The organism is Polycladomyces abyssicola, assembly GCF_018326425.1.
Classification (GTDB): Bacteria; Bacillota; Bacilli; order Thermoactinomycetales; family JIR-001; genus Polycladomyces; species Polycladomyces abyssicola.
The window spans coordinates 1853883-1875316 of sequence record NZ_AP024601.1; the positions used below are offsets into that span (position 1 = coordinate 1853883).

Below are 21434 nucleotides of genomic sequence, written 5' to 3' on the forward strand. Positions count from 1 at the left end.
GATGCCCGTGTCTGACAAGCATGACGTTTTTCAAAGAATACGGCAGAAAATCAGCCGGATGAGCAAGGCACAACGACAAATTGCGGCTTATATCGAGGCACACCCGGATACCGTGCCGTTTTTGACTACGGCCCAGTTGGCCAAACAAGCAGGTGTAGGCGAAGCGACCGTCATCCGCTTCGCCACCACCCTCGGATTTGCGGGATTTACGGAAATGCAACGCAGTTTGCAAGAACAGCTTCGCAAACGCGTCACAACGGTTGAGCGGTTGGACTTGGCAGAAGAACTGTACTCCGAAGAACAACGCATCGCCTATGAAGTTTTATCCGATGATCTGTCCAATTTGAAACAAACCATTCAGATGTTGGACATCGATATGTTCGGCAAAGCCGTTCAACAGATACACCAAGCAAAATCCGTCACCATCATCGCATTTCGCAGCTCCCATGCTTTGGGTTCATTCTTGGCGTTTTATCTGCATTTGCTGAAGAAAAACACCCGGCTGATCACGGAATCCGATACGATGTTCGAACAACTTTCCACGCTGGGTTCCAATGATTTGGTTATTGGAATCAGTTTTTCCCGCTATACGTCACGAACGGTTCAAGCCTTGCAATATGTGAGAAAGCAAGGGGTAAAGACATTGGCGATTACCGATTCGCACCGTTCACCCCTTGCAAACACATCCGATCTCTACCTGATCGCTGCGAGCAGCTCGCCTTCTTTCCTCGACTCTTTCGTCGCCCCACTCAGCCTGATCAACGCGTTGCTGATCGCGGTTGCAAGGATCAATAAACAGGAAATTACCCGTCATCTGAAAAATATGGAGCACTTGTGGGAGATGGAAGGGATTTATTATCCTTCGGAAAACAAAATCGGCCGGTAGTTGGGGAGGAGGTTGGGACCCGTTGGAGAAAACAACTCGCGTCCTGGATAATAGAATGGATCAAGCAGGCTGATGATAACCGCTGATTCTGTCATCACCTGGATTCAAGAGGGGGAATCGCTTTGTACATCCAATTTGATACACCTCACCAGTATGTGTTTATCCACGAACACGTGCGGCATCTCTTGTTGTTATGGCCGAAGGAAGAAAAAAACCAGCTATATGTGGCGGAATGGAAGGATGATACCCTGTGGTTGCGTTATCCGGGGGAAACCTACACCGAAACGGTCTGGGATCAGGTGGAACCGTTTTTCTTCCAAAGACTGAAGACAGAAGAAAAGGAGATCCATGCCGTTTTGGGTGCCACCTTTCGCCAGGGCAAAAGGTTGTATGCCATGTACTACAACCGAGACAATCCGGGGGACGACCTCTATTTTTTCGAAGTTCGCTCACAACGCCTGCATGAAATCCCGGATGAGGAATATGAAAACGTCGTTCAGGCGTTTTTGCTGGAGTATCCGGAATATATGGGAAAAGAAGAATGACGGAGACACCGGCTGTCAAGGGTCTCCGTCACTACCGTATCCCTGTGGAATCTTCTCGCCAAATCGAGCTTAGCGGTAATGATCAAACAGAAGGAACATTCCCCTCTGCCGCTCCCGGCAACGGATCGGGAAAAGTCGACCAATCTAACTGCATCTCCTCATCGGTCAACAGACACCCATCCAACTCGCGCTCCACTTGTTGCCGATCCATATCCACACCGATCAGTACCAACTCCGTCACACGATCTCCCCAAATGGGGTGCCATCGCCGTGCCGTCTCCGGTTCCGCCACCAACACCCGCTCCATCTCTTCTTCCGAAAGAGCGGCAACCCAATGGCCCATCGGTCCCACTTGAATAGATGGTCCTGCCTGTGAGAGCAGCACGGCAGTGTCATGACGTGTAGCCAACCAAATCATCCCTTTGGCGCGCACGATCGTTTCCGGCCACTCTTCCATCCAACGGGCCAACCGTTCAGGATGAAACGGCCGACGTCGCCGGTAAACAAAAGAAGAAATGCCGTACTCCTCCGTTTCGGGAGTGTGGCTATCTTTTTGCAATTCCTGGATCCAACCGGCCGCCTGACTGGCCCGCTCCAGATCAAACAAGCCTGTGTTCAGAATTTCCGACGGGTTGATTCGGCCGTGAGAAGTGCGGATCAGCTTGGCTTGCGGTTGTAGTTTGCGCAAGACGGCCTCCAACCTTTGCAAATCCTCCTCCTCCACCAGATCGCATTTGTTGAGGATCAAGACGTCGCAAAACTCAATCTGGTCAATCAACAGATCGGATACATCCCTGGTATCATCTTTACTGACTGCCTGTTGACGGTCCAACAAGGTTTCGCCCGAAGCGAAATCATGCCAGAAACGGTACGCATCCACCACGGTTACCATACAGTCCAACCGGCACAGCGACGAAAGATCGATACCGTGTTCCTCATCCAAATAGGTGAAGGTCTGGGCAACCGGCACCGGTTCACTGATCCCCGATGACTCGATCAATATGTAATCGAACCGACCCTGCTTGGCCAACCGTTCCACTTCCCGCAACAAATCCTCCCGCAGCGTGCAACAGATACAACCGTTGGACATCTCCACCAACTTCTCTTCCGTCCGGGACAAAGCGCCGCTCCGATCGATCAGTCCGGTATCCACATTGATCTCACTCATATCATTGACGATCACAGCCACTCTGAGCCCTTGCCGATTTTGCAGAACATGGTTGAGAATAGTTGTTTTCCCCGATCCCATGTAACCGCTCAATACGGTAACCGGTATTTTCCCTTTCATTTTTCTCCTCCTTAAATCGAATTCATTACTGATTTCAATCCATACAAACCTCATTTTATACAAGGCATCTCTTTTTGTAAATCGTAATTATTACGTTTTATAATCAAAAAAAGAGGTCACTTTACTCGGGTGACATCACACATCAACCACCGTATGCCCAAACCAAAACACCCACAAAACCGACGCACGCCGCCAATCCGGCCAACCAAACCGCACCGTAGGCCGAACGTCGCTGGCGAAACAACAACGGGATCAGCGCCAACAGGATCAGCGCCACCAATACCGACAACCCACCGAGAAGATGTCCCTGCCATTCCGCACGTAGACCGGGATGCCATTTCCCGGGAAACAATCCCTCAAACAACGGGGACACACCGACAGCCTGTACTGTCTCTGCCACGGTGTGCGGTGCTGCTTCCTGACTCATCCACGCGGTGATGGCCACCACCAGCAATATCAAGATCGCTTCCGCGCGTATCCAGGGCAGGGGATTTACCCCTTCGCCCCGCGCCAGTTTTCGGCGAATCCATCCGCCATTCACCCCGGCCATGACCAATACCCCAGCAGTCATCCACTGTTTGATCAACAACGCTTCCCCGTAAGGCAATACCCAGGAAGCAACATACTCAGGAGCAATGATACCCATCAATCCCCAACCAGCCAGGATGACGGCCGTCACGCAACCGATCGCCGTCGGAGTAAACCACCGAAGAAAAGAAAGCCAACGCGCGGTGTCAACCGTAAAGAAACCGGCCATCATCAATCCACCCGCCCATATACATACCGCGGTCAGATGAACCGAATGCAAAACCCAACCGCTGACACCTGAAACGGAAGCGGCGTGGCCCATCCACGACTTGATCAGGATTAGCATCCATGTACCGATCAAAGCCAAACCAGACGTCCATTTGGAGCTGGTCATATCCCGTGCCTGAAGAAATAGGGCGAGCAAAATCGATGCTGCCATCAAGCCCAACCAAACTTGCCCGGTACGTGAGAGAAACACTCCCAGCCGAATGGCCTCCATCCAACCCGTATCCGGTGCCAAAAAAAGAACCAGACGCAGGACGGGAACAAAAGAAGCAAGGCCCGCTAACAGAGTGACCAAGGGAAACAGGCGGTGCGGGAAAACAACGATCGGTTTGTACTCATCCCCCACCAGTGAAAGAAGCGCCCCGCCCGTCAACAGGGCGAGGCACGTCACTGCCATCGTCTCGAACAATGTTTGAACCCATACGATCATGCTTTCGGCTTCCTCCAGAACAACCAGCCCACAATCACCGCGGCGCTGAGTATCAGTAAGGCCACCACCCAGATCACGGGAGAAGAAGTGGACCGTTTAACCGGAGCGGGATGTTGGTCGTGATGCGGCGTAGGCTGTTGTTTGGGTACGGTCGGCGGTTTTTGGCTGGTCGATGTTTTACCCGCTTTCACCTCAAAGTGAAATGACCCTTGCATCGGATGACCGTCCAATCCGATGATTTTCCACTGGGCGGTGTAGTTGCCGTCCGGCAGGGCGGACCCCAATGTCGCTTCCAACGTATCCCCTTGAATCTTGACGGAAGACGGTTTAACCGTGTGCCCAGCGTCGTCACGCAGTTCCACCGAACCACCCTGTTCAATGCGCTCCTCAAACACCAACGTGAGCTTCTGCACTGGTTGGGAAACCGTGTCCCCATCACCCGGTGTCGATTGTTTCAGGTGCGTGTGGGCCCACGTCAGTGAAGGCACGAGCCAAATACACAAGCACAAACCGATATACCTGATCCATTTTCGGTTCATATTTTCCACCTCGTCCAAGCAGACTGAACGCAGTACCCAATCTTACTATAATATAACACCCATTAGGTGAAATCCTCAGGACTTTCACAGAAGATACGAAAATACGTCACGGGTTTTCATCAAAAGTTGGTTGAAAATCACCGGATACGGTTTTGCCCAGGAAATACGTGGTCCATGAAACTATTCTAACAGGAGTCCGTCGGATATCGTCCATGAAACGGGGGATTTCCTCTAAATGGAGGCCTATGTACTCAATCTTACTAAGATCGAAACCCCGTCGGGCATGCAGGAACGACTGAAAGCCGTCTTGAACCAGTATCTTATGTGATTCTACGAGATCGACGGGAGGGCTGACCAATGAGTTTTGTTATCGGTGTTGACCTGGGCACGAGCGCGGTCAAAACCGTGATTGTGAATCGGGAGGGAGAAGTTTGTTACGAAGTGTCCAAAAGTTACCCACTACACCAAACATCAGACTTCCTCCAGGGTCACTTCTATCTCCTGGGATGATAATACAATTAATATAATTTAAAACATTTTGATATTTTGTAAACGATTGATAATGTAAACGTTTTCAATTATAATCAACTCTAGTTGGACAGCAGGGATAGCTGTCGGGATATGATGATAAGAATGCATGAAATTAGTATTCATATTATTTTTATATTCAATCTCATTTTGATTGATATAAAATTTGAGTTTTTTGATTATCATAACCCCAGTAACATCACTTTTGATTCATACAGCGGCCGACGAGAAAACTCGTCTACTTTTTCTAGAAGAGAATGTTCTTGAAGCTGTTATCTGTCTTGGTGCGAAATCAATACCCTATCAATCATCCGAATAGTCGGTAATTGATTGTTGAGTATCTGCTACATAAAAGTGGATTAACTGATCAAAAGGAGTGTTACAAAGATGACGAAGATCACTGACTATTCTTCTTTAAGTTCCTCTTTTTCTTGGGAGACTGTACTGAATCACTATGACTGGAATCCTCGTGAGCGTTTCAATGTGGCACACGAGGTATGTGATCGTTATGCCGAAGATCCTTCTCGTATAGCCATATTCTATGAGGACCAGTTTGGCAATCAAAAAACCATCACATATCGAGAACTGCGTGACTGGTCCAATCAAATGGCCAATGTATTTCGCAAGCTTGGTATTAAGCGAGGAGACAGGGTTTGTGCACTGCTCCCGAAGAATCCCGCACTGATCGTGTATATTCTAGCTGCTTGGAAGGTAGGTGCAGTTTACGTACCACTATTTACAGCGTTTGGTCCGCAAGCAATCGAATATCGTATCAATCATTCTGAAGCAAAGGTGATTATAACCAATCAAACTCATCGTCCCAAATTACCACCAAAAGAAAAAGTCCCCTCACTTGAGCATATTTTCGTAATCGATGGAACGCCGAATCCGGGTGATTTGCCTTTTTGGGATACCCTTGCACTTGAGTCTCCTGAACATCGGACAGAAGAAATGACAGTAGACGATCTGTTGGCTATACAGTATACATCAGGATCCACCGGTATGCCAAAGGGAGCCATGTGGTCACACAATCTGCTTATTAATATTTATCCGTATATGCGTTACGCGATCGATCTGCGAGACGACGATATATTCTTAGGCGGTGCGGATCCGGGCTGGGCTTATGGGCTGATTTTTTGCACATTTGCACCCATGTGCTTTGGAGTCCCGATTGTTTTTTACGAAGGACCCTTTAAGCCAGAGACCTATTATTCCCTGATGGAAAAATACAGTGTAACGAATTTTGCGTATGCCCCAACGGCCTATCGAGCAATGGTAGCATCAGGATCACAGGTAATCAGCAAATACCATATTAAAGTAAGAGCCATGAGCTCTGCTGGTGAACCTCTTAACCCTGAGGTAATACAGTTTTTCAAAAAACATCTAGGAGTAACAGTGAAAGACCACTACGGGTTATCCGAAACATTGATGCTAATAGGTAATTTTAACGCAATCGATATGGAAATCCGTCCGGGGTCGATGGGATTTGCTTTACCAGGTTTTGAAGTTGCTTTACTTGATCATGCAGGTGTACCAGTAGCCGATGGTAGTGTGGGACAAATTGCGTTCAATACTGATTCATTTCCAAATGTTTTCAAAGGATATTGGAAAGATCCTGATAAGACTGCGGAAAAAATGATCGGAAATTGGTTCTTGACAGGTGACCTAGCATTCAAGGATCGAGAAGGGTACTTTTGGTTCCAAGGTCGGGCTGACGACATCATTTCGAGCGCCGGATATCGAATTGGACCTTTTGAGATTGAAAGTTGTCTACTGGAACACCCGGCTGTAGTTGAAGCAGCCGCTGTTGGAAAACCAGATCCGATGAAAGGAGAAATCGTAAAAGCGTTTGTTGTACTAGCAGACGAATTCACACCTTCGGATGAATTGGCACAAGAGTTATCCCTGTATGTAAAAAACCGCCTTTCAAAACATGAGTATCCGCGTGAAGTTGAATTCGTAACTGAATTACCCAAAACTCCCAGCGGTAAGATTCAACGGTTCATTCTCCGAAACCAAGAAATAGAAAAAAATAATGCTTCGCAACAAAAACAAATCTAAAAGGAAGGAAATCCTACGGTTTCTTTCATAAACACAAAATGACTTGAGCGCCAAAAGTGGTGCCTCAAGTCATTTTTCCATTTACTAGGTATATGGCGGTGAACACTCCCTCTACCAGACATGGCAAAGGCCCGATTAGGTCTCACTACCAACTGGGTATTTGTATTGTAGACACCCGAAACCTTCTGGTAGAGTCGGATGATAAACTCTGAAAAACTCTATACCGATTCCATATTGGAACGAATCTGCAACGCAACACAGTCAAGTTCTGAGCGTTCCGGATGGTTCGAGTAGCAACCATCGATCCGGAATGAATCTCCCTTAAAACGCGGAACTACATGCAGATGGCAGTGAAATACATCCTGAAATGCGGCTTCCCCATCGGCTAAAAGTAAGTTGATCCCTTCACAGTACACTCCGGACAACCGAATCGCAGTCGCTATTTTCTTTGCTACCGTCATCATACGAGCAACCACAGAGTCCGGCACCTCGGACAATGACTCATAGTGCACTTTCGGGATTACAAGGGTATGTCCGGGATTGATAGGAGCGATATCAAGGAAAGCAAGGATTTGAGCATCTTCATAAACGATACTGGCTGGTTCATCCTTTTGAACGATGGAACAAAAAATACAGGAAACCTGTCGATCTTCCATCATAGCGTTCCTCCTTTACACGGACCCGGTTCTGCATCTAATGTCTGCTGTTGAATGCAACAAATACCTTGACTTTACAAGTTACAGGCAAATGTCAAAGGGTTGAGGTAACAAGATGTAATCAGAACATTTAGCAGGCTAAAGGAAAAGACCAGTCGTGGTTTTGTCGACTGGTCCGTCGAATAATTATAGAGGAAGAGTGAAACTACTATTTCTTGAGCTTTTCCTTTGGAATCGTAGTAGCTTTCTTTTTCACCGCTTGTCTCCTCTCATACCCAACCACAAACCAAAGACGTTTTCCAGTGCAGACACCATCCATTCGAATGCATGAGCAAATGCCTTTTCCTCATCCGTCGGTCCCGGGCAAAGACTGAACACGGCATCGATTCCACACGCTCTCAACTCTTTTACCACTGCGGGATCGTATGCTCCGGACACACAGATCACCGGCTTTCCGTACCTTTTCGCACGTTTGGCCACTCCGACCGGCGCTTTTCCCCGCAGAGTCTGATGGTCCGTCCTTCCTTCACCGGTGATGACCAAATCCACTTCTCTCACCCGCTCGTCAAACCGGCATACGTCCAACAACAACTCAATTCCCGGTTCCAGTCGGGCCCCACAAAATGCAGCCAAACCTGCCCCCGTACCCCCGGCCGCTCCTCCTCCGGGCAGACGGGACACATCTACGCCCAAATCACGTCGTATCACATCGGACAACCGGCGCAGATTCGCATCCAACGTCTTAACCATCTCAGGTGTCGCCCCTTTTTGCGGACCAAACACATGGGAGGCACCATTTTCCCCGTATAAAGGATTGTCCACATCACAGGCCACGCGGATCGTCACTTCTTTCAGCCGCGGGTGCATCTGGCTCGTGTCCAATTTCGCCACTTCTCCCACATGTTGGCCACCTTGCTTCACCGGTCTCCCCTTTTCGTCCCATGCTCTCAGCCCGAGTGCCTGCGCCATGCCCAGTCCGCCGTCATTGGTGGCACTGCCGCCGATAGCTACCAGGATTTCCCGGACTTCAGGCAAATCCAGTGCAGACCGGATCAACAAGCCCGTCCCGTATGTAGACGTTTGATACGGATTGCGCTCCGCGGGAGACAATAGTGGTAATCCTGAAGCCGAAGCCAGCTCCACAATCGCCGTTTGTCCCACCACGGCTAAATCAGCGGTGATCGGACGACCCAACGGGTCCACCGTCTTCACCGGGATTCGTTTCCCTTCCACAGCCTGCAACACGCAATCCACCGTTCCTTCCCCGCCGTCGGCGATCGGCAACCCTGTCACTTCAATGTGTCGGTCCACACGCGCCGCCGCCATACACCCTGCTTCCACCACCTGTGCGGAAGACAAGCTGCCTTTGAAAGAATCGGAGGCAATCAACACCTTCATCCCATCATCCCCTTATCGATTGATACTTATCGTCTGCTCGGCTTGAACAACCCCACACAGTCCGGATATAATGAGGTTCGACGACAACAAAGATACACCGACCACCGACGTTGGCGAAAGAGGTGGTACGATGCCGGTTTGGATGACATGGGCCGTCATTATCTGGGTCATGATCATGATCGGATTTCTCTCAATCGGCGGTTATTTCATGTTTCGCAAGTTTCTCAAAGGCATGCCCAAGGAAGACGGCAAGTCGATTTTGGAATGGCAGGCTTATTATATCGAAAAAACGCGGCACATGTGGTCGGATGAACAAAAAGAACTGCTGGAGGACTTGGTGCGTCCGGTTCCCAAGATGTTCCGGGATACCGCTCGTCAGACAATTGCGGGTAAAATCGGCGAGCTTGCGCTGAAGGAAAATGCCGACCGCATCACTGAAGACCTGATTATCCGCGGATACATCCAGGCGACGCCGAAGCGGGATCACAAATGGCTGATTCGCACCCTGAAGGAGAAGCAGATCGACCTCACCCCGTACCAAGAATACTTTTAGACAAAAAGGTTCGTTCCCGAGTATGAAGGGAACGAACCTTTTTTGATCAGGCTAACAGATCATCCGGGCCAGCGTCCGGTAGAACCCCATCACATCCGCTCCTTTTAGAAACTCCAATTCATATGTCCGTCCCTTCGTCTGAATCTCAACGCGGTTGGACAGCGACCAGAGCTTCCCTTTTTCGATCGAGATTGCCTCCACTTTGGAGTAGGGGATGGAGATGACAGCTGTTCTTCGACTCATCGCCGTTTTGTCCACAAACAAAATGCGCTTGTTCGTCAACGCGACGAAATCCAACAACAAACCGTAAGTCTGCAATACTTCTTCTCCTTCAAACAAAAACTCCGCCACCTGATTCATATGACCACGGTCATTGTCTCCACCGCTGAAAATTCCCACATTATCCCCCCTTTCCTATGTCTTATCATACCCCATCCCCTTGAACCCGTTTGAGCAAACGGGGAAATCGCAACCGAAGAAAATCATTCATCACATGCTTGATCTGATTTCACATACATCAAACAATCAGCCCAAGTAAGACACTGACATGTTAATCCTTTTTCCAATATGCTAATCATTGTATCGATTTGTTTCTTTTTCTCCTTCAGTTCTGCACATTTGATTGCTGCCATGGTACGCCATCGCTCAGAAGGAGTGACCTGTTCTTCAAATCCCTCTAATAAAGAGTAGGTTTCCCGAACGCTAAAATACAGCAGATTCAGACCCAAACTCTTAATTACCCACTGAGACTATCTATGGTTTAAAAAACGGGAGCCGATTCCCTCAGGAATGCAGCTCCCGTTTGGTTGTGAGATATCGTATTACTTCACCGTCACGATATCTTCTTCACCGTTGGATTTCGGTTTTTTCAGGTTGACCGATTCGCCTCCCTGCAAGTTGGTGAACACGATCGGGGTGATGATGGAAGTGGCGTTTTTCTTGATATAGTCCAGATCCACTTCCAGCAGTTTTTGTCCCGGTTTCACTTTGTCACCGTCGAAGATGAAGACTTCAAAGCCTTTCCCTTACAGGTTGACGGCATCGATTCCGATGTGATTCAGGATCGCCCACAGAATGGATACCATGGCGTCCCTTCAATCGGAGATACCACGACACCTTCCGTCGGTTCGATCGCAAAGACACCCCCCATCATTCTATGGCTTTATCCTCATCTTCACGTCCCGGCATTTTAAGGTTCCATTTGCGGATGGCAAATGGGATCATTCCGAACCCTCATACTGAAGCCTGATTACCTCCAAACAATCCATCACCAATTCGATCCCTTTTGCGAATCGATGTCTTTGCGGGAACGAAAATGTCCATCCCCTGCAAAAACCGCGCCATATTTGTCACGGTACATCTTCTAGTACCTCTGGTCAATCTCTACCTTCAACTCCTCAGGCATATTTATGAAAACGGGGAAGATCAACCGATACATCAACGGCGTCTCCCGATAAGATTGATACGGTACATCCACTAAGTTTTCGATAGCTTTCCGAATCGAGCATTGGCCCTCGCTGACGATCCCGAGAAGGGGAAACCCCACTGACAGTACGGGGCGAATAAACTCCATAAGATCCCGGGTTGCCCTACTTTTGATGTTTTTCGCTACCAGGATGGCTCTCTTAATACAGATAGAAATAGCACCGATCAGCGGCCGACCGGAATGAGAAAAGCAACTGGTTCAACCAGCTGCTCCTTAAGTGGGATCGACGTTCATTTGGCTCGATATCTACTTTGTCTATGCAGTCTTGATCAATGGCAATGCTCCAACATCGTTAAGCTTCGTCTCTGTCACGGTCTCCCGGTTCTCATTATCATGTTGATCCCCTTTAAGAATATTTCTTAACAATATACCGGTGTGTTTTGATTGCACGCTGGTACATTGAGGAATCGCCCAGTTCTTTAAACATCTTACGAAACATCGGGGAGGAATTCATTTCAAGGAACCAGATGCGTCCTTGTTGATCTACGGCCATGTCCAAACCGACAATCCGTAAATCAAAATACTGGCCCAAGAGACTGGCTGTTTGGTGACACTTATCCGATAATTCAACCACTAGTTCAGTAGGATTTTTGGGGAGCTCTGACAACGCTTTTTCTAAAGGGACGGGTTCAGCTCCTCGGATATGATTGGTCACAATTTGATTACTACTGGTTGCTACTCTCGCCAACCAACCGGATATTTGCCATCGATCAAGGGGCCTGTGCATTAACACACGAACATCGAAGGGAAAACCGTTAAAGGTGGCAAGATTAATCCCCTGCTGAACAATATATTTTTGTTTGGCTTTCAAGCCTTGTTTCACCGTTTTATATACGTTCGCCAAAGGCACAGTATAAGACTGGTCATGAAAACTATGTTGAATACAACAAGCTGTTCCATTTAGACTCACTTTGAGGATTCCGTTTCCTCGATGATTGGAATTGGGTTTGATATACACAGCAGAATATTTTAGGAGCAACTGTGTTAGAGCTGTATCTGTAAGCCAAAAAGTTTCCGGTACCAAAGAAAACAACACAGGATCTTCTACCAGTATGTCGTGGTACTTCATCTTGTTAGAGACATATTTTTGAACGGCCATATAAAAATAACCTCCTCGGGGATAGATCAAGCTGTCAGGAATACTTTTCTACGATAAACCTGTGGGTGTTCATCACCCTTTCATGCATACCCACAGCTTTAAACATCTGCCGAAATAAGGGATTGGTGTTTGCCTCGATAAACCAGACTTTCCCTTTGTTATCGACAGCCAAATCAAGACCAAGTACTCTGAAACCATAATAATTGTCTAAAACGCTAGAAATTAAGTGGGCCAAATTGGACAATTCCCCAGCGATTTGAGCTGCCTCCCAATTATTGTCTTTAAGAGCTCGCTCAATCGAAATGTTCTCTCCCCCTCGATGCATGTTCGTTACAATCATATCTCGTTTGGACCAGCGTGCCACCCATCCGGATAGTTGCCAACGGTCTAGTGGTTTCTGCATTAATATCCGAATATCATAAGGGCGCCCTTCCAGTTGAGCCATCTCAATACCTTGTTGCACAATATATTTACGCCCCCTCTTGATTTGCTCGGTTAAATAACTGAAAGCATCTTGAAGCAAGACGATTTTAACCGCTTCATTCATACTGGATCGAATCTCGCACTGCGTAGAGTTGATTTTTCGAACGCGATAAATACCGATTCCTTTGTGACCCCTGTTTGGTTTCACATAAACCGTCTCGTAATGTTGAAGCATGGCCCCCAAGCTCTTTTCGGAGAGCCATTCCGTTTTAGGAATATGTGGAGAGATCCAAGGATCTTTTAATAAAACAGTGTTTTTTTTCATTTTGCTTGCTACGATTCTCTGAACCCTCATACGATCAACCCTTTCTTTTACTTTACTGATATGATATGAAGGTTCATAGATTATGTGCATAGTGACAGAATAAATGGGTATACGGGGATTTACGATCATCCCATGATGTCGTAAATCCCCTGGGATTACATGACATCCCCGACACAAGACGTCTGTGGTACCGGTTTAAAGCTCTGGTACCTTTCTTCTTCAGTCCAAATCGAAGCATACGAGGATGATCCATAACCATCCTTCTAACATCCGATTCCCTCCAAGATCAATTGTTCATTCAAGTGATCGACGTCTTCCCGGCTGTCACCGAGAAACAGTCCGGAAAGATAACCCTGAGCATCCCGATAGGGACTTGCCTTGGGATCGTTTGCCTTATCTCCGTATACTTCTTCGATTCGATCCCGAAGAAGCAGTACCACACTGGAACCGTTCAAACGGAAGTTTAAATCCAGTACATAACAGTCTCCTTCCTGTGTGATGACAATATCAAACCCAGCAACGCCGACATATCCCAACATTTTGGCCCTTTCTATGATCTTCCGCCCCGTTAAAATCACTTCTTCTGGCACCTCTCTGCGGTCAAACCAGTTCCCATGAAGGACGTGGATTAAATATGCGCCCTGGCCCGTAGATTTCCTTCAGCGTCGAACCGACTTTGTCTGAATCGACCTGGTATCCATATGAAATTAACCTCCTTGGGTAAAAAGTCGGGTTGGTTAGGAATACTTTTTTACGATAAACCTGTGTGTGTTCATCACCCTCTCATACATGGGCATACTCACAGCTTTATACCCCCGAAACCCGGGACCGGTGTTTGCCTCTATATACCAGACTTTCCCTTTGTTATCGACAGCCAAATCAATACCAAGTTCTCTTAACCCGTAATAATGGTCTAAAACGTTAGAAACTAAGTGGGCCAAATTGGACAAATCCCCAGCGATTTGAGCTACGTCCCAATTGTTATCTTGAAGAGCTCGGTCAATCGAAATGCTCTCTCCCTCTCGATGAAAGTTCGTTACAACCATGTCTCGTTTGGACAAGCGCACCACCCATCCGGACAGTTGCCAGCGGTCTAGTGGTTTGTGCATCATAATCCGAATATCATAAGGGCGCCCTTCCAGTTGAGCCAACTCGATCCCTTGCTGCACAATATATTTGCGACCGCTCTTGATTTGCTCGGTTAAAAAACTGAAAGCCTTTTGAAGCGAGACGATTTTAACCTCTACATTCATACTGGATTGAATCTCGCACTTCTTAGAGTTGATTTTTCGAACTCGAAAAATACCGATTCCTTTGTAACCCTTGTTTGGTTTCACATAAACTGTCTCGTATTGTTGAAGCATGGCCCTCAAGCTTTCTTCAGAGAGCCATTCCGTTTTGGGGATATGTGGAGATATCCAAGGATCTTTTAATAAAAGGGTGTTTATCTTCATTTTACCTTGTAGCCTTCCTTGAAACGCCATAATACGATCCATCCTCTCTAATAATCTACTGATATGATATGATATGAAGGTTCATAGATTATGTGCATGGTGACAGAATAAATGGGTATACTCGAGACAAACAGCGTGGAAGGAAGCGGAACAAAAAAAGATGCCATATTCCAGGGCTTCTACGATCATCCCACGATGTCGTAAATCCCCTGAGATTGACATCCCCGACACAATGCGGTACTGGTTTATAGCTCTGTTTCCTTTCTTCTTCAGTCCAAATCGAAGCATACGAGGATGATCCGTAACCATCCTTCTAATACCCGATTCCCTCCAAGATCAATTGTTCATTCAAGTGATCGACGTCTTCCCGGCTGTCACCGAGAAGCAGTCCGGAAAGATAACCCTGAGCATCCCGATAGGGACTTGCCTTGGGATCGTAAATAGATAGCGGAATTAGACGTCCTTTCTCCATTTTTTGGCGTACCACGCGGATCATACGATCAAAATCACATTGTATTTTCCAGGAACGTAAATGCATTCCTTTGGCTCCGTAGACTTCTTCAATCTGATCCCGAAGAAGCAGTACCACACTGGAACTGTTCAAACGGAAGTTTAAATCCAGCACATAACAGTGTCCTTCCTGTGTGATGACGATATCAAACCCAGCAACGCCGACATATCCCAACATTTTGGCCCTTTCTATGATCTTCCGTCCCGTTAAAATCACTTCTTCTGGTACCTCTCTACGGTCAAACCAGTTCCCCATATAACGCCCCCGCTCATTAACTACCTGTTCTGATGATCCGATGTAGAGGATCTCCCCTTTTGCTGTTACGACAAACTGAACGCAGTAATTTCTCACAATCGGAAGGAACTCTTCCACAACAACAGACTCCGCGTCTTTAAACATCTGGCAAGCGTACCTCAAGTCCTCTTCTGTCCGGCAGATGACGACACCATCACCTCCGGCGGCGGGTTCGTCCGAAGCAACTTTGATCACAATCGGTAACTGGTGTGGGATTTCACTGGGTTTTATAACAGAGCGAAAGGGGCGATTTTCTTCCGGCACCAATTGATCGATACTTGCCTTATTGTTGAGATAAGCCAGTAAATCAGGTTGAATCCAGTAACTTTTTTCATTCAGTTCACCGGGTGGATGGAGGTACTGAAGTACGATTTTCTCATTCCGTTTACTTAACTTTCTTAGCATTTCCCTGTATTCTTCAGCAGTCGAGTAGACATATCGTTCGGAAGCCATTTCCAGTCCCGCTTCCTTCAGCAGCTTTATGACGACATCGGTCGCAACCGCTTGACTGCACAGCACCGGCATATCTCCAGCAACTACCAATTCGCGTCCGGTATAAAAATCTAAGTGAGCGAGGTCATAGTCTACCTGAACCCATCTCAATGGTTGAAATGAAGTACGTGGATTAAATATGCGCCCTGGCCCGTAAATTTCCTTTAGCGTCAGAACCGAATTTGTCTGAATCGACCTGGTATCCATTTAAATTAACCTCCTTGGGTAAAAAGACGAGCTGGTTAGGAACCTTGTCTGATAAACCTGTGGGTGTTCATCACCCTCTTATACTTGGGTATACTTACAGCTTTAAAACATCTGCCGAAACCCGTGACCCGTGTTTGCCTCTCTCCCCCTCGATGTATGTTCGTTTCAATCATTTCTCGTTTGGACCAGCGCACCACCCATCCGAGTTGCCAACGGTCTAGTGGTTTGTGCATTAATATCCGAATATCATAAGAGCGGACTTCCAGTTGAGCCATCTCAGTACCTTGTTGCACAATATATTCGCAACCTCTCTTGATTTGCTCGGTTAAATAACTGAAAAAGCAAGACGATCTTAACCGCTTCATTCAAACTGGATTGAATCTCGCACTGCGTAGAGTGATTTTTCGAACCCGATAAATACCGATTTTTGCGACCACTGTTTGGTTTTACATAAACCGTCTCGTAGTGTTGAAGTATGGCCCCCAAGCTCTTTTCGGAGAGCCATTCCGTTTTGGGAATATGTGGAGAGATCTTTTGATAAAACGGTGTTTACCTTCATTTTTCCTGTTAGCCTTCGCTGAATCGCCATAATACGAGCCATCCTCTTTAATAATCTACTGATATGATATGAAGGTTTATAGATTATGTGCATGGTGACAGAATAATAAATGGGAACGGCATGTGATATCCTGCCGAAGAAAAAGCGGCTACAGGAATGTTTTTTGCTTGGGGAGTAAAGGATAATGAAGGAGGCTCATAGTGAAATCCAGAAGAGATGAGTGTCCCCATAGCTAGAGGTAAAACGACTGCACCCCCTAAAGCGAACACAGAAAAAACCTGTGTTCGCTTTAGGGGGTGCAGTATGAGGTTGCTGACAAATCCAGCGAACCAAACGTGACTTGCCCCACACGGCTGAAGCACCAGAGGCACTCCCTTTGGGGCCGTGGGCTTCTCGCTTCATCTGGCGTGGAAACCCATATCCATTCACGATGGTTTCGTCCAAGCCTGGTGATTTTCGTTTTACGAGTTTCGCTCACATACTAGTTTTAAATGTTTTCGCACTTCTCGACTTGATTGTACCATAATTCTGTCGGACTTGCGAGAGGGCTGAAGCCCTCCCTCATCCGACGCTCGCTTTCATCCCAACCCTGAAGGGCTGGTTTTCCCGCTCGCTCTTTATAATGGGGCCGCTGGGTTTGTTTGGTTTCGAAGAACGATCGAAAAAGCTGTCCAAGGTTGCAAGAATCCGGTTGGTTACCAGGCCCTCTGTTCTTAAGGGCCATTTTCTTGATGTTTTGGTACACGGCCGTAAAGAGAGAGTGACATCAGGGATCCGCATATTTATTTTCAATTAAACGGTCACCTCGACTTCTGGGCTTCCAGCACGGCTTGGGCACCCGGCAGATCGTCAAACCAGGCGGCCCGGTCGGGACAGTCCAACACCATGAAGTGACCGTAGTAATCGGGATGACGGGCCTGATGGTACTTTAGGTATATTTTCCTCTGATCGACCCCCAGAATTTCGATCTTGCCCGAAGAGTGGCTCATCACGTAGCGAATCCGTTTGCCCAGACCGGAAGTACGGGCTTTCGCCTTTTCAATCACTTCATAGGCCTCTTTGAGAGACAAAACGAAACTGGCGTTGCCGGCGACAGGGCGGTTTTGGAAGAAATAGTAAGGCGTGACGCCGGCCCACGAGAGTTTGTCCAAAAGTTCCGCCAGCACCTCCGGATCGTTGTTGATTCCGCGTAGAACCGGTGTCTGATTGACCAAAACGACCCCGGCACGTTGTAAAGCGTCAATGGCTCGGTACGCTTCGTCGGTTAATTCCCGCGGGTGGTTGAAATGGGCCATAATGTAGATTCTCGTATCAGGCCTGGAATACTCGGACAAGGTTTGGAGCAGCTCCTCATCTTCGTAGATGCGCATCGGATTGAACGCGGGCAACTTGGTGCCGAAGCGAATGATCTTGACATGGGGAATTGCACGGAGCATTTTCAGAATCTGCCTGATTTTCCCGGTCGCTAAAATCAACGAATCTCCGCCTGTTAACAACACGTTGTTGATCTCCGGATGATTGGCGATATACTCCACGCCTTTGCTCACTTCCATGGAGGTTTCATGCACATCGTTGCGAAACAGGCGTTTGCGGAAACAGAAACGACAATAAGCTCCGCATACTTCCGATACCAGGAGAAGTGCCGTGGTCCCATATTTATGTTGGCAGCCCGGTACGACGTAGTTGGCGTGTTCGTCGGATGCATCCCATTTGCCGTATTCGTCTAATTCCCGTTCATTGGGGATGATCAATTTATAGATCGGATCATTGTCGGGATCCTCCCAATCAATTAGGGAGAGATAGTAGTCATTGATTCGAAACACGAATTTTTCCGTTATCGCTCTCAGTTTTTCACGCTTATCCTCCGGAATTGATCCAATCTTGCGAATATCAGTGATGTAGCGTGGCATACAACACCCTCCTTTTGCTGAGATTACAAAAGCATTTCAGTATATGACCTCCATCTTGGAACTGTTCATTCCCCTCCTTTTAAAGTACTTCTCTTTTTGAAATGAGTTGGTTCTAATTATACCTACGCAAAAAGCCACATTCAGCGACAGAGATCTGTTTGGCCTCTCAAGTACCCCTTAAAATCACCTACCCCTACCAACTCACCACCCGGGTGGGAACCATCACGCTAAATGTTGATCCAGGATGGCAAGTTCCCGACGAAGCTGTTTGCTTAGTACCAGTAGAGGAACAAGGGTTGGTCTTGGCCTTGATGGAGATGGTGGTCAACGACGTGGCGACCCGGAAGGTGGTACGGATCACGGAGGAGTTGTGCGGAACGGAGTTTTCCAAGTCCACAGTGTCAGATCTATACAAGCAACTGGATCCAGTGGTGTTTGTCTGGAGCGCTCGGTAGGACGAGCTTTATTCCTTCATCATTGGGTGCATGTGATGGTGCTAAAGAGACGGGAAGAGGGACGTGAGCGTGTACATGGTGTTCTCATCGCCATCGGTGTGTTGAAGAAGCCTACCGGAGGTCCTCGGTTTCATGCTGGGGGACAGTGAATCGAAGCCAGCTGGAGTGAGTTTTTCAGCTGGTTGAAAACCTGTGACTTGCGTGGGTTGGACTTGGTCGTTTCTGACCACCATGTCTGTTGATTTGGGCCATTCGCCAGCATTTTCAGGGTGTCACCTGGCAACGCTGTCAGGCACATTTCCTGTGCAACCTGCTGGATGCTCCGGATCCGGAAACCGCTCGCCTACATTTGAATAGAGTTCTGTAATGCTTGGAACTAAAATGAACGAAGAGATTCGGCCGTCGTGAACGGGTCAACCGGATCTAACCAAACCGTGCTCGACTGTTCGACTTTTGAACACCTTGTTGATGGAGATGGACAAGTGGCCAGAGGCAGAAAGTATCTGAATATGACCGAGTATCTACAGTGGTGTAAATGACAACGAAAAGCCTCATTCACATTCCAAAGAATCACGAATCGGTTAAGCGCTGATCTTTTTAGACCGAGGAATTTTACACACAATTTGGACTTGATCCGTCACGCTCCGTAAAATCAGCAGCTGTCCAAGCAAATAACAAGGTGATTACGTAAAATAAAATACAAAATGTGACCGAAAGAAGGAATTTTTATGACAAATGACCCGAAACATGTGGTTTCAATAGGCACCTTGAAAGGAAACTCTACTTATCGAAACAACTCAGTTTCTCTCCCTAAAGAATTATTCCATCAATATCCATCTATATCCAAACTAAAAATCGGTCAACGGAAAAAGAAGGTACACTTTTTTCAAAATAACACTCAAAACACCGTCCTGTTAACAAGAGATATTTTAAAGAAATGTGGGCTTTATCCGAGAATAAAGTGCAATTTAAAAGTTGAAAATGATACTTTATGGTTTGGGCCGCTGGTCGGTGTGTTCACATCCATTGGATATATTCGGTATTTAAAAGAACAACGCCCCTCCTTTCGATCAATAGAACTAGAAAAAGCCAATCGTGACGCAAAAACCGTGTTGTTTTATTTTTCTATCAAGGACATTAGTTTTAAAAAGAAAACCATTTCGGGAACCAGTTTCAACGTACGGAGAGGTCAATGGGAAAGGAGGACCTATCCTTTCCCCGATGTGTTGTATGATCGTGGATCTGGAAGGGCCACACAAAAGGAAAAACATGTAATCGCACGTCAGCAATTAAGTCAATTTCCTATTTCAAAAATTAACGCTCAGCATTATTTTGACAAATGGGATCTACATGAGAAGTTGATCCAGTGCAATGAAATGAAGCCATATCTTCCTGAAACCAAACTTTATGATTTCCATGAACTTGAGAAAATGTTGAAGAAGCATTCCACTATATATTTAAAGTCAGCCATTGGTAGCATGGGTCGCAGGGTTATGCGGCTCACAAAAGATTCCCACTATAATTTTAGTTGTTTTAGAGAAGAATTGCAAACAGGTACACTCGATAAACTCGATGATATTCACTCCGTGATTGAACAATTTTTTGGTGTGGATAAAATCATTATGCAACAAGGAATCGATTTATTTAAAATCAATAACAGAAACGTAGACATGCGCGCAACCGTTCAGAGAAATGGATCAGATGATCTGGTCATTAATTCCATTGCCGTGCGTATTGGGATTGAAGGATCTCCGGTCACCAGTTCCCGAAGTGGATCCAACGTTCAGCGATTAGATGAGTTCCTTGAAAATTATGGATATCATTTTTCTTCTGATGTTAAAGAGCGTATAGAGAAATTCCTTTTTCAAACGTACCGCTGTATCGAAAATGTTTATGGTCCCTTTGGTGAAATGGGGATTGATTTTGGTTTGGACAACAAAGGTAACGTTTATTTCATAGAGTCCAATTCCAAGCCAGCAAAAGACACTCTGTATAAATCCCATGACAAAAATACGATTCGAAATGCCTTCCTAAACCCCCTGGAATATGCTAAATACCTCACCAAATTTTGAATCAAAAATTCATGGATGAAAACATAAAAAAAGCCGAATTAGTTTCTCTCCTACGAATGCCACTGTTTTCAAGTGGGAAAAGAAGCTTCGGATAAACCTTCGGGCCCCTTACCCCTTTTTCTAGAGGAGCAGGGCCATTTTCTTGATTGTTTTGAAACACTGTTGTAAGGAGGGATTAAGTCCGTGCAGTTCCTTGCATCCGTGAAACTCCGCTCGATCGTCTCTTTTCTTCGCTTGTAGAGCGCTTTTCCTCGCTCGCTTGCCGGTTTTGACGAACCCACTCCTTAGTATTTTCCCATACGTGGCAGGTGATGGTTTTCACATGGTTCTTCGAACGTGTGCACCGGATAAAAACAGGCAATCCCGACCTGTTTGTGGATCTGATTTGTACTCCCGGTATCCTTGGAGGTTGGTGGTTCGGTAAGTCAGTTCGTATTTTCCCGGACATAT

21 protein-coding genes and 2 pseudogenes are annotated in these 21434 nt (G+C 46.8%); 6 read left to right on the top strand and 17 right to left on the bottom strand.

What is annotated here, in order from left to right; all coding sequences use genetic code 11:
* Window position 1: 1 nt before the first annotated feature.
* Together KI215_RS09280 and KI215_RS09285 are read left to right on the top strand one after the other, a co-directional pair.
* Window positions 2-886 carry a MurR/RpiR family transcriptional regulator gene (locus KI215_RS09280; RefSeq protein WP_275956695.1) on the top strand — a complete coding sequence of 295 codons (885 nt, stop codon included), beginning with the start codon at window positions 2-4 and terminating at the stop codon, window positions 884-886.
* A 122-nt stretch (window positions 887-1008) separates the two neighbouring features.
* The gene (locus KI215_RS09285) at window positions 1009-1431 is read left to right on the top strand and encodes a hypothetical protein (protein ID WP_212772477.1); all 423 of its coding nucleotides are present in this window, start codon (window positions 1009-1011) and stop codon (window positions 1429-1431) included.
* 82 nt (window positions 1432-1513) lie between these two features.
* Here the strand turns inward: KI215_RS09285 and KI215_RS09290 are convergent, their stop codons facing one another.
* The 3 genes from KI215_RS09290 to KI215_RS09300 form a co-directional block, all read right to left on the bottom strand.
* Window positions 1514-2719, bottom strand: coding sequence for a GTP-binding protein (locus KI215_RS09290; protein WP_212772478.1), 1206 nt, complete (start codon window positions 2717-2719; stop codon window positions 1514-1516).
* Between the two features lie 142 nt (window positions 2720-2861).
* Window positions 2862-3962, bottom strand: coding sequence for a copper resistance D family protein (locus tag KI215_RS09295; RefSeq protein ID WP_212772479.1), 1101 nt, complete (start codon window positions 3960-3962; stop codon window positions 2862-2864).
* The gene (locus tag KI215_RS09300; RefSeq protein WP_212772480.1) at window positions 3959-4501 is read right to left on the bottom strand and encodes a copper resistance CopC family protein; all 543 of its coding nucleotides are present in this window, start codon (window positions 4499-4501) and stop codon (window positions 3959-3961) included. The genes KI215_RS09295 and KI215_RS09300 overlap by 4 nt, the downstream gene beginning before the upstream one ends.
* A 915-nt stretch (window positions 4502-5416) precedes the next feature.
* Here KI215_RS09300 and KI215_RS09305 point away from each other — a divergent pair.
* Window positions 5417-7090 (top strand): acetate--CoA ligase, encoded by a 1674-nt coding sequence (locus tag KI215_RS09305; protein ID WP_212772481.1) that lies wholly within the window; start codon window positions 5417-5419, stop codon window positions 7088-7090.
* A 218-nt stretch (window positions 7091-7308) separates the two neighbouring features.
* On the opposite strand, the gene KI215_RS09310 is transcribed toward KI215_RS09305, so the two are convergent.
* Window positions 7309-7749, bottom strand: coding sequence for an HIT family protein (locus KI215_RS09310; protein ID WP_212772482.1), 441 nt, complete (start codon window positions 7747-7749; stop codon window positions 7309-7311).
* A gap of 249 nt (window positions 7750-7998) precedes the next feature.
* The gene (locus KI215_RS09315) at window positions 7999-9144 is read right to left on the bottom strand and encodes a glycerate kinase (protein WP_212772483.1); all 1146 of its coding nucleotides are present in this window, start codon (window positions 9142-9144) and stop codon (window positions 7999-8001) included.
* A 130-nt stretch (window positions 9145-9274) separates the two neighbouring features.
* Here KI215_RS09315 and KI215_RS09320 point away from each other — a divergent pair, with 130 nt between their 5' ends.
* Window positions 9275-9697 (top strand): DUF2621 family protein, encoded by a 423-nt coding sequence (locus KI215_RS09320; protein WP_212772484.1) that lies wholly within the window; start codon window positions 9275-9277, stop codon window positions 9695-9697.
* A gap of 51 nt (window positions 9698-9748) precedes the next feature.
* Here the strand turns inward: KI215_RS09320 and KI215_RS09325 are convergent, their stop codons facing one another.
* The 11 genes from KI215_RS09325 to KI215_RS09370 all read right to left on the bottom strand — a co-directional run bounded on the left by KI215_RS09325 (window position 9749) and on the right by KI215_RS09370 (window position 18457).
* Complete coding sequence (locus KI215_RS09325) at window positions 9749-10096, bottom strand: PH domain-containing protein (protein WP_212772485.1); 348 nt, start codon at window positions 10094-10096, stop codon at window positions 9749-9751.
* Window positions 10097-10179: 83 nt separating this feature from the next.
* Window positions 10180-10425: a MerR family transcriptional regulator gene (locus tag KI215_RS09330; RefSeq protein ID WP_212772486.1), complete on the bottom strand. Its 246-nt coding sequence runs from the start codon at window positions 10423-10425 to the stop codon at window positions 10180-10182.
* Between the two features lie 93 nt (window positions 10426-10518).
* Window positions 10519-10683, bottom strand: a complete 165-nt coding sequence (locus KI215_RS16330) for a PTS sugar transporter subunit IIA (RefSeq protein ID WP_420830102.1) — start codon at window positions 10681-10683, stop codon at window positions 10519-10521.
* Between the two features lie 846 nt (window positions 10684-11529).
* Complete coding sequence (locus tag KI215_RS09340) at window positions 11530-12282, bottom strand: YheC/YheD family protein (RefSeq protein ID WP_212772487.1); 753 nt, start codon at window positions 12280-12282, stop codon at window positions 11530-11532.
* A 34-nt stretch (window positions 12283-12316) separates the two neighbouring features.
* Window positions 12317-13060 (bottom strand): YheC/YheD family protein, encoded by a 744-nt coding sequence (locus KI215_RS09345; RefSeq protein ID WP_212772488.1) that lies wholly within the window; start codon window positions 13058-13060, stop codon window positions 12317-12319.
* Between the two features lie 233 nt (window positions 13061-13293).
* Entirely contained in the window at window positions 13294-13608 is a 315-nt protein-coding gene (locus tag KI215_RS09350) for a hypothetical protein (RefSeq protein ID WP_212772489.1), read from the bottom strand.
* Window positions 13609-13767: 159 nt separating this feature from the next.
* Window positions 13768-14514: a YheC/YheD family protein gene (locus tag KI215_RS09355; RefSeq protein ID WP_212772490.1), complete on the bottom strand. Its 747-nt coding sequence runs from the start codon at window positions 14512-14514 to the stop codon at window positions 13768-13770.
* A gap of 283 nt (window positions 14515-14797) precedes the next feature.
* Window positions 14798-15808, bottom strand: coding sequence for an ATP-grasp domain-containing protein (locus KI215_RS09360; RefSeq protein WP_212772491.1), 1011 nt, complete (start codon window positions 15806-15808; stop codon window positions 14798-14800).
* A 215-nt stretch (window positions 15809-16023) separates the two neighbouring features.
* Window positions 16024-16353 (bottom strand): YheC/YheD family protein, encoded by a 330-nt coding sequence (locus tag KI215_RS16335; protein ID WP_420830103.1) that lies wholly within the window; start codon window positions 16351-16353, stop codon window positions 16024-16026.
* On the bottom strand, window positions 16350-16577 hold the full coding sequence (locus tag KI215_RS09365) for a hypothetical protein (protein ID WP_212772492.1): 228 nt from the start codon (window positions 16575-16577) through the stop codon (window positions 16350-16352). The genes KI215_RS16335 and KI215_RS09365 overlap by 4 nt, the downstream gene beginning before the upstream one ends.
* Before the next feature lie 770 nt (window positions 16578-17347).
* Window positions 17348-18457, bottom strand: coding sequence for a KamA family radical SAM protein (locus tag KI215_RS09370; RefSeq protein WP_212772493.1), 1110 nt, complete (start codon window positions 18455-18457; stop codon window positions 17348-17350).
* 185 nt (window positions 18458-18642) lie between these two features.
* On the opposite strand from KI215_RS09370, the pseudogene KI215_RS15960 reads away from it, so the two are divergent.
* Together KI215_RS15960 and KI215_RS09385 are read left to right on the top strand one after the other, a co-directional pair.
* Window positions 18643-19451: pseudogene (locus tag KI215_RS15960) on the top strand (transposase); the annotation flags it as partial.
* Window positions 19452-19640: 189 nt separating this feature from the next.
* A complete protein-coding gene (locus KI215_RS09385) occupies window positions 19641-20984 on the top strand; it encodes a YheC/YheD family endospore coat-associated protein (protein WP_212772496.1) in 1344 nt (447 codons plus the stop codon).
* 177 nt (window positions 20985-21161) lie between these two features.
* Here the strand turns inward: KI215_RS09385 and KI215_RS15965 are convergent.
* Window positions 21162-21431 (bottom strand): annotated as a pseudogene (locus KI215_RS15965) (transposase); the annotation flags it as partial.
* Between the last annotated feature and the right edge of the window lie 3 nt (window positions 21432-21434).